Annotated in this window: 9 protein-coding genes; 6 read left to right on the top strand and 3 right to left on the bottom strand. The window is 71.4% G+C overall.

The features are described from left to right. Window positions 1–417: 417 nt before the first annotated feature. Window positions 418–3,249 (top strand): MXAN_6230/SCO0854 family RING domain-containing protein, encoded by a 2,832-nt coding sequence (locus ABZW14_RS17880; RefSeq protein ID WP_355347237.1) that lies wholly within the window; start codon window positions 418–420, stop codon window positions 3,247–3,249. Window positions 3,250–3,313: 64 nt separating this feature from the next. Beyond that, window positions 3,314–3,766 (top strand): DUF2809 domain-containing protein, encoded by a 453-nt coding sequence (locus ABZW14_RS17885; RefSeq protein ID WP_355347240.1) that lies wholly within the window; start codon window positions 3,314–3,316, stop codon window positions 3,764–3,766. 33 nt (window positions 3,767–3,799) lie between these two features. Here the strand turns inward: ABZW14_RS17885 and ABZW14_RS17890 are convergent, their stop codons facing one another. After that, window positions 3,800–4,897, bottom strand: coding sequence for a CapA family protein (locus ABZW14_RS17890; protein ID WP_355347243.1), 1,098 nt, complete (start codon window positions 4,895–4,897; stop codon window positions 3,800–3,802). A 267-nt stretch (window positions 4,898–5,164) separates the two neighbouring features. Here ABZW14_RS17890 and ABZW14_RS17895 point away from each other — a divergent pair, with 267 nt between their 5' ends. Beyond that, complete coding sequence (locus tag ABZW14_RS17895; protein WP_355347246.1) at window positions 5,165–5,527, top strand: YciI family protein; 363 nt, start codon at window positions 5,165–5,167, stop codon at window positions 5,525–5,527. A 272-nt stretch (window positions 5,528–5,799) separates the two neighbouring features. Further along, a complete protein-coding gene (locus ABZW14_RS17900) occupies window positions 5,800–6,117 on the top strand; it encodes a hypothetical protein (protein ID WP_355347249.1) in 318 nt (105 codons plus the stop codon). 68 nt (window positions 6,118–6,185) lie between these two features. On the opposite strand, the gene ABZW14_RS17905 is transcribed toward ABZW14_RS17900, so the two are convergent. Further along, window positions 6,186–6,596 (bottom strand): hypothetical protein, encoded by a 411-nt coding sequence (locus ABZW14_RS17905; protein ID WP_355347252.1) that lies wholly within the window; start codon window positions 6,594–6,596, stop codon window positions 6,186–6,188. A gap of 49 nt (window positions 6,597–6,645) precedes the next feature. Here ABZW14_RS17905 and ABZW14_RS17910 point away from each other — a divergent pair, with 49 nt between their 5' ends. Next, a complete protein-coding gene (locus tag ABZW14_RS17910) occupies window positions 6,646–6,903 on the top strand; it encodes a site-specific integrase (RefSeq protein ID WP_355347255.1) in 258 nt (85 codons plus the stop codon). Between the two features lie 66 nt (window positions 6,904–6,969). On the opposite strand, the gene ABZW14_RS17915 is transcribed toward ABZW14_RS17910, so the two are convergent. Next, entirely contained in the window at window positions 6,970–7,605 is a 636-nt protein-coding gene (locus ABZW14_RS17915; protein WP_355347258.1) for a hypothetical protein, read from the bottom strand. Between the two features lie 164 nt (window positions 7,606–7,769). On the opposite strand from ABZW14_RS17915, the gene ABZW14_RS17920 reads away from it, so the two are divergent. After that, on the top strand, window positions 7,770–8,086 hold a 317-nt coding region (locus ABZW14_RS17920), incomplete at its 3' end, for a hypothetical protein (RefSeq protein WP_355347261.1).

Raw genomic sequence — 8,086 nt, forward strand, 5'->3', positions numbered from 1 at the left:
TTGCCACCCTTGCCGAACGCGCCTTAGAAGCGAGGGTCGGAACGGGCGAGAGAGCCTGGAGTCGACGAGGACGAGGCCCAGTCCGTTGTCACGCCGTTAAAGGCGGACCAAGAGTACCCGACGAGGACCATCAACGCTTAGTGTTTGCGCAGCTCAGCGCCCGGGTTGGCCAGCTTCGCCGGACGAGCCAATAGGCCGGCGACAGTTCAACGCCAAGTGACCGAGCGGCGGTCTCGGCGTCAAACGGGTCGCGGTAGCTGAGGCGTCGCCCGTAACATCGGCGGGCCGGGGCGGCTCCCAGGTGCGCTTCCTTCTCCTTTCTTCGACTGAATGCAGCGTGCCGACTCTCCGCCCCGGCATCTGTCTGCCGCAGCGGCGCCGACCGCCGGCACACCCGGCCGGAGGAGGACGCCGCTGATGGACGCGCTCGCGACGATCCTGCTGCGCCGGGCCGGCTCGGTGGCGCTGCCGGCGCCGGCCGCCGCGCCGCCCGCCAACGGCGATGCCTGGGTGGCCAACCTCGAGGCCGACCTGGCCGCCACGGGCTGGCTGCTCGACGCGGCGATCCGGCGGCGGTTCGCCCTGCTGGACCCGGTGACCCGGATGCGCTGGGCCGACTTCGTCTGCGCCGTCACCGCCGAACTGATCGGTGCCGACCGGGAACACGTGCCGCTGTTCCGCCGCTTCCCGGACACCCCGGCCGACCCGGACCGGCTCTACGTCGAGCGCCTCATCGTGCATCTGCTGCAGACCGACGCGGCGCCGTGCATCCTGTGCGGGGCCGAGGGCCGGGTCCACCCGCTGGACCCCTGCGGGCACCTCGTCTGCGCGGACTGCTTCGACGCCGACGCGTACACCGCCTGCCCGATCTGCGGGCGGCGGCTGACCGCCGGCAACTCCTACCTGCCGCTCACGGCCGAGGCGGCGCCGCCGGCGTCGTCCACGGCGCCGCCGGTGCGGCTGCGCCGGCTCACCCTGGACCACTCCCCCGCCGGTACCGCCGTCCGGCTGCGGGACGACCTGGTGGGGCGGCCCACGGCGCTCGGCGAGGCCGATCTGGCCGACCTGCGGACGCTCGTCGCCGCGACCGCGCCGGACCGCCTCGACTGGCTGCCGGCTGTGGTGCCCGCCCGGGAGACCCTGGCTGTGGTGATCGCGGAGGCGCTGCACCGCACGGCACTCACCGCCGCCCAGGAGCGGGTCCTCGCCGAGGCCGCCGCCCGCTGGGGCACGGCCACCGACGTGGCCCGCACGCTGTGGGCGTACTCGGGCGGGGATCCCGGCCTCGTCCTGCCGCGGCGACGCCGCGACAACCCGGCGTCGGAGATGTACCGGCCGGTCGACGAGCCGGCGGTGACCGTCGGCACGCCGCGGGTACGGGCGCTGCCCCGACCGCTGCGCCGCACGGTGCTCACCTTCATCGGCTCCCTCGGCCCGGTCACGGCGGCCGAGGACATGGCACGCCACCCCACCGTCTGGAAGCGGCTCGCCGAGCGGCTGCACCCCTACGAGCGCATCACCGCGTACCCGGACGTGGCCGTCGCGTTCGCCGCGCTGCGCGGCACCCGCACTCCGACCGGCGGCGCGCTCGGCACCGCGATGGTCACCGCCGCTGGGCGCGAGCCCGAGCGGCTGATCCTGTCCTGGCACGCCGACGGCACGGTGTCGGTGCGGGTGCGCACCTTCGCCGCTCTGGTCGAGCGGGCGGCGGCCGAGGGAGACGCGGCCGACGTCGCCGCCCTGCTCGTCCAGCGGCCCGGCGACCTGTGGCGGCGCCTCGACCATCTGCTGCGCCTGGCCGGCGACGACCCGGACGCGCAGCGCGTCGTGCTGGACGCCGCGCGGCAGGTCGCGCCCCGGGTCTCGCCGACCGTCCTCGCCGACGCGGCCGCCGCGCTGACCGGCCGCGACGCCACGGTCGCGGTCGTAGAGGCGGTGGAGATGGCCGCCGACGCGTCGATCTCGGAGGCCGCGCAGGCGGTCGGAGTCGGACACATCGGCACGGTCGGGGCCGCGCTGGGGCGCGCGCTGGGGCTGCGGACACTGCGACCGGCCAGGGCCGCGCAGGTTCGCGGCGCGGAGCCGGGTACGCCGCGGCGCACGTTCTTCCCCAGGGGTGACGTGGTGCGGGCGTGGAGCGCACCGGAGCGCCGCCGCCCGCTGCCCGCCGACGCGATCGCCGAGATCCGGGCGAGCGTCGACGCCGAGCTGGTCGACCGGGCCGGCGGGTTGGACCGGTTCGATGTGGCCGTGCTGGACGCCGCGCTGGGCCGGGTGCCCGCCCCGCGACGTGAACGCGCGGGCTCCGCCCAGCTGGCTGGTTGGCCGCGGGGCAGCGTCCGCCGCCTGCCCGACCTGGACGTGCTGCGACTCTTCCTGCACTGGACCGACGGCGAGAAGTTCCGCGTCGATTTGGACCTGTCCTGCGCCTTCTACGACGGGGAGTGGATGCCGCGGGGCCACTGCGACTACACCCGGCTGCGGTTCAAGGGGAGCGCCGCGATCCACTCCGGTGACCTGACGTCGGCACCGCCGCCGCTGGGCGCCACCGAGTTCCTCGACCTCAACCGGGCCGCGCTGCTGTCATCGCGGGTGGAGTGGGCCGTGCCCGTGGTGTTCAGCTACAACGACGTACCGTTCGAGGCGCTCGATGCCGCGATCGCCGGCTTCTCCCTTCCGGAGCGGGGTGGCCGGCAGTTCGACCCGGCCCGGGTCGTGCAGCGGTTCCACCTGCGCGGCGACGCCCGCGCACTCGCGCCGCTGGTGCTCAACGTGCGCACCGGCGAGGTGATGTGGATCGACGCGAGCCTGTCGACCGCCGGGTACGGTCACAACGTCGGCGGGTACCGCGCGCGGCTCGGCGGGCTCGCCGCCGACCTGTGGGAACACTTCCGCGCCGGCATCCGCCCGACCCTGCTGGACCTTGCCGCCTGGCACGCCTCGGCGCGGGCCGACCTGCTCGTCGTCGCGCACGCGGACGGCACCACCACGCAGGTGCCGGTCGGCCGCGGCGCCGAAACCGTGGCCGCGGTCCGTGCGGCGGCGACCCGGGACACCCGGGACGGCACGTCGCCGCGGCCCCAGGGCGGGAAGGCGTTCGTCGCGACGGTGGACCAGGACCGACTGACGGTGCTCCTCGACGGCGAGGTGGCCGACGGCTCCGTCGCCCTTCTACTCGACGGGCCTGCCGGGACGCCATGGACACCGGTGTCCGCCGCGGACCTGGCCGCCGGACTGGTGCCGCGGTAGCCGTCGCACCGGCATCGGTCCGGACCCGTACCCGTACCGTGGGGCGGTGGCTCCCTTCGCGCGAATGCTGACAACGGCACGTACTGTGCGGCTGCTCATGCCGGTGGCCGCGCTGCTGTTCCTGGGCCTCGCGCTGCTGATCCGCGTCGTCGACGACGGGGCGCTGCGGCAGTACTCCGGCACCGCGCTGTACGCGTCGATGGTCTGGGCCGCGGTGCTGTTCCTGCGGCCACGGATGGCGCCGGCCCCGGCCGGGGCGGTCGCCACCTTGTTCTGCTGGTTGGTGGAGTGCGCGCAGCTGACCGGGGTGCCGGCCGAGCTGTCGGCGCGGAGCCTGGCGGCGAGGCTGGCGCTGGGTGTGCAGTTCGACCCGGTCGATCTGGCCTGGTACCCGGTCGGCGTGGTTCCACTGGTGGTGCTGCACCACCTGGTGCGCGCGCGGGCCCGCCCGACGCCGCAACCGGCGCCCGACGACCTCCCCCCGCCGGCAGCCCACCCGGTTGACGCCCGGCAGTAGCGGCCAGCCACATCGCGGGCCACGTCCGCCGGGCTATTCGGGGCGCTTGGCCGCCAGACCGGTACACCGCTGTGCGGTGGCGAGCTTGTCGAGGATGCGCTGCCGGCCGGCCCCGGTAGCCGGTACCGGCTGGCCGTTGCCGGAGACGGTCGCCGGGACGAACTTGCTGTCCACCACTGTCCGGCCGCGTACGACCAGCTGCAGCACGCCGGAGTCCGTACTGTGCGACGTGCTGTACCAGAGGAAGTTGCCCAGCCCGTAGTGCACGTAGGTCCGGCCCAGCCAGCCGTCGGCCAGCAGCGTGTGCGCGTGCGCACCGACCACGATGTCGGCGCCGGCCCCGGACAGCCTGCCGGCGAACGTCTTCATCTCCCCGGTCGGGCACGAATTGCCCTCGATGCCCCAGTGCATGAAGACGATGACCAGGTCAGCCTGCGCCCGCGCCGAGCGCACCGCGGCGGTGGCCCGGGCGGGATCGAACGCCATGGCCACCCCCGGTCGGGTGTCGGTCGCCCGCCACGACCCGGCCAGGTCGTGTACCTGGGACATGCCGAGCACCGCGATCCGCAGCCCTCGTACCGTCGTGAACCAGGGCGCGTACGCCGCCTCGGCGTCGCGGCCCGCACCGAACACCGGGTACCGGGCTTCCGCCGCGGCGTCGAGGGTGTCGGAGAGCCCCTGCTGGCCGTAGTCGAGGATGTGGTTGTTGGCGATCGACACCGCGTCGACGCCTGCCGCGCGCAGGGCCGCGAAGGCGGTCTTCGGGGCCCGGAAGTGGTATTTCTTCGGCTCCGGGGTGCCCCGGTCGGTCACCGCCGTCTCCAGGTTGACCAGCGTGACGTCGGCGTCGCGCAGCGTTGACGCGATCGGTCCGAACGCCGTCTCCGGTTCGTCGAGCAGGCGCAGGGTACGGCCGGTGAAGTGGACGTCACCGGCGAAGGCCAGCCGCACCTCGACCGCAGAGTTCGGCTCCGGCGTCGCGGCGTCGCTGGCGGACGAGGTCGGACCCGCCGTGCCGCCGTGCCAGACCGGTGCCGGGCCGGGCGATCCTGTTGCGCATCCCGCCAGCCCGACGCCGACCACGACCGCCGTCAGCGCCGCCAGCGAGGAACGCGCCGTCCTGCGCTTCACGGGGCAGACGGTACGCGGTCCGAGCGACGCCCGGTGACCCGGCGGCCATCACCACAGAAGCAGACCCTGACGCGCTTCTGGACGCGGTAGCCTCCGTGGCCCGACTGGCGCACACCTCGACGCGCCCCGTGCACTCACATGCCGATGTGAGTGCGACGGTTGACCGGTTGACGGAGATCAAGCTGGAGGGTGTCGGATCTGCCGGGTGCCGTTCGTAGCGTATGCAGACACGGACGTCGGGTCCGGGGACGATCGGAGGGGGCGGACATGCCTGAGTACCTCATCTACTTCAATCAGCAGTGGGTGGGTGAGCACACCGAGGGGTGGTTCCGCGGGCGCGGTCCACTCGCCAGGGCGGTTGTTGATGAGATCAAGGCCGCCGGGGCATTCGTCTTCGCCGGGGGCCTGGAGGAAGAGGACGGCCCGGTCTTCAACGCAGACGCCACGGGCGGGGCGGTGGTCTTCACCGACGGGCCCTATGTCGAGAGCAAGGAGTTCCTGGGTGGCCTGACCATCGTGGACGTGCCGGATGAGGCGACCGCCCGGATGTGGGCCGGCAAGATCGCGGAGGCATGCGGCTGGCCGCAGGAGGTTCGCCGGTTCAAGCCGCGGCGCGTCTTGCAGGGATGAGATCGTCACTCGTCGGCTGAGGCTTGAGCCGAGGCGTGGCCGGCACCGGGGGGACGTCGCTGCTGCGGTATCGGCCAGGATTCGACCAGGCACGGGGGCGGCCAGCGAAGTGCCGCCCCCGGAGCCGGCCGACGAAATCGCTTCGCCGTACTCATCTCGCCGCTGATGACGCGTCACCGACAGTGACCGGTCCGCCTTGTGCTTCAGCTTCCGGTAGCCGAGAAGAGTGCGTCTACAGTCAGTACCTGGTCGAGATCGGAGTGCCGGTTCGCATGACAGACCGACTGGCGGCAGTCGCCGAGCTCTGGGAGGCGCACACGCAGGCCCCGTTTCCTGGCCGACTGAGAAGTGTTGACGTGGTCGGCGTCAGCATGGTGCTGCTCGATTCCAATGTGGCCGGCTGCGTCAGCACCTGGCTGCATCGAGGCGGAAACATCGATGACGGGCGGTGGGACATCCTTGCGGCATGCGAACAGGAACTCCGCCGTGTCATCCCGGAGTTGGACGACGATGAGTCCGCGTACTACCAGCGACTGTTGGACATGACGGTATTGGTCCTCAAAGCGCCGGACGACTCATCGCCCAACTGAGCGGCGTTCATGTCACGCCGAACTGGCTCGGTTGCCGTCCGGAAATGCCGAGATCAGTGCGTTACCTGCTACGGCGTGTCTGGCCAGTCGGCCACGATGACCAATGGGACTGAGTCCGGCGACCGGTAGTGGTCGCCAGGAAGGTACTCGAGGTGCTGATGCCGGTTGACTGCCCGGTCATCGGCCGTCTCGGCTTGCTGAGCCACGCCGTCGAGCGCATCCCAAATGATGTCGAGATACTCGCGACCACCGGAGAAGTGCAGCGTGGTCCCGTCTTGCATACGGACGAGCAGCGGGCCGGTGGTCGCCTCTTGACTGACAACCCCGCCGGTGATCGGCACAGGGAAGGCCTCAGGATGTTGGCGTAGCAGCCGGCCGAGGGCACGGAGGGCAGCCGGCGGCCCGGCAAGCTCCAACTCGCCGTCGTCGACGGAAAGACGGCAGCGCCGGTGATCATCCATCAGCGCGTTGTCCCGCACCTTGCGCGGACCCTCGCGTCGGACGGCGCCGCTTCCCCTCGGGGTGCGGATGGACCGACACGCGGCAACCCGCCGGCCCAAGCACCTGGCGGCCATTGCAGGGATACGGATGCCAAGGATTCACCCGCACATGCTGCGCCACACCTTCGTCACCACCATGCTCGACGCTGGCGTGAGCCTGCGCGACGTGCAGATCGCCGCCCGTCACGCCGATCCGCGCACGACCATGCGCTACGACCGCGCCCGCAAGAACCTCGACCGGCGCCTCAACTACATCCTCGCCGCGTACATGGCCTCTGGAACGTAGCGACCACAACGAACGGATCTGCCGATGACGGTGCGTTCGATCATGCTGATGACCATCCGCGCTGAACTATCGGAGGAACGCCCGGTCGTCGAAGCCCATATCGCGCATCTTCTCGTGGGAGAAGACAACCATGATGTCGTCGCCGGGGATGAAGACGCGCTGCATCTCCGGTGGCTGCGGGGTGGCAGCGACAAACCACACTGGTCCGGCGTGGAAGTCAATACGGAGTGCCGTCGGCAGGTCCACAGCGTGCGCGGGCCCGACGATGCTGCCATCGGCCCGCCGGCTCGGCCCCAGTTCCAGCCGCTCCCAACGGAAGGCGGTACCGCAAATCAGCGACCCGAGGTGCCGAGCCCAGGGACTCGCGGATTCGGGGTCCGGGCCGACCCGCTCCGGGCCGCCTTCACTCAGGACGAGGTGGTCCTCGATCGGGTCGTGGAAGACCTCGACGCCGTAGGGGTCGAAGGTAGCGGTCCAGGTCACCGTCGCGGGCCCGAGGTCGGTGGTGAGCTGAACGCCCATGACAGCGCGATGCCAATCACCGTAGTCCCATCGCGTCGGTTCAGGGCCGGGGTTATGGAGATCCCAGTAGTCGACTGCCGTAAGCCGCCGGCCTCGAAGGTCGCTCAGCTTCGCCTCGAAACGTGCACGCGGACCATCTGCCCCAGTTGCCAATTCCACGTCAGCATGCTCGCTGGTCATGGTCCCAGGCGCATGCTGTTTGCCGCTGATCGGCGTTGGACAGCGTCGATCCCTGGTTGTCGTTACTCAACTTCCATGTCGTGTTGACCGCACTGTGACGGCAGGCGTCGAGGTTGTATCCCAGTGGTCCAGCGTGACAAGAAATAGCTCAGGCATCACGGGGGATGACGGTGATCGACCGCAGGAGCACGGGCGGAGCAGCCGGGCACGAGCGCGGAGCGCCGCCGCAGGGTCGCACCAGCGTCGGCGCGACTGTCGCACTCGTGCTGTTGGCGATCCCGCTACTGCCGATCATGTGCTGCTCGGGCATTGAACTTGTCGTGTCCATGGCTCCGTCCGAGGCCTGCGCGCCCCCGTTCGTGCAGGACACGTCGGAGTGCGGACCCGAGCCGTTGGCCGTGCTTCCGACCGCGTTGCTGGCGGGCGGCTACGCCGCGGTGGCCGCTGTCGTGGCCTTCAGGGTCAGCCTGCCGCCCTGGAT

The organism is Micromonospora sp. NPDC004551, from assembly GCF_040609975.1.
Classification (GTDB): Bacteria; Actinomycetota; Actinomycetes; order Mycobacteriales; family Micromonosporaceae; genus Micromonospora.

Excerpts from the sequence above, each read along its gene's own strand:
- ABZW14_RS17880 (WP_355347237.1), top strand. The coding sequence starts at position 418 with ATGGACGCGCTCGCGACGATCCTGCTGCGCCGGGCCGGCTCGGTGGCG.
- ABZW14_RS17885 (WP_355347240.1), top strand. The coding sequence starts at position 3,314 with ATGCTGACAACGGCACGTACTGTGCGGCTGCTCATGCCGGTGGCCGCG.
- ABZW14_RS17895 (WP_355347246.1), top strand. The coding sequence starts at position 5,165 with ATGCCTGAGTACCTCATCTACTTCAATCAGCAGTGGGTGGGTGAGCAC.
- ABZW14_RS17900 (WP_355347249.1), top strand. The coding sequence starts at position 5,800 with ATGACAGACCGACTGGCGGCAGTCGCCGAGCTCTGGGAGGCGCACACG.
- ABZW14_RS17910 (WP_355347255.1), top strand. The coding sequence starts at position 6,646 with ATGGACCGACACGCGGCAACCCGCCGGCCCAAGCACCTGGCGGCCATT.
- ABZW14_RS17915 (WP_355347258.1), bottom strand. The coding sequence starts at position 7,605 with ATGACCAGCGAGCATGCTGACGTGGAATTGGCAACTGGGGCAGATGGT.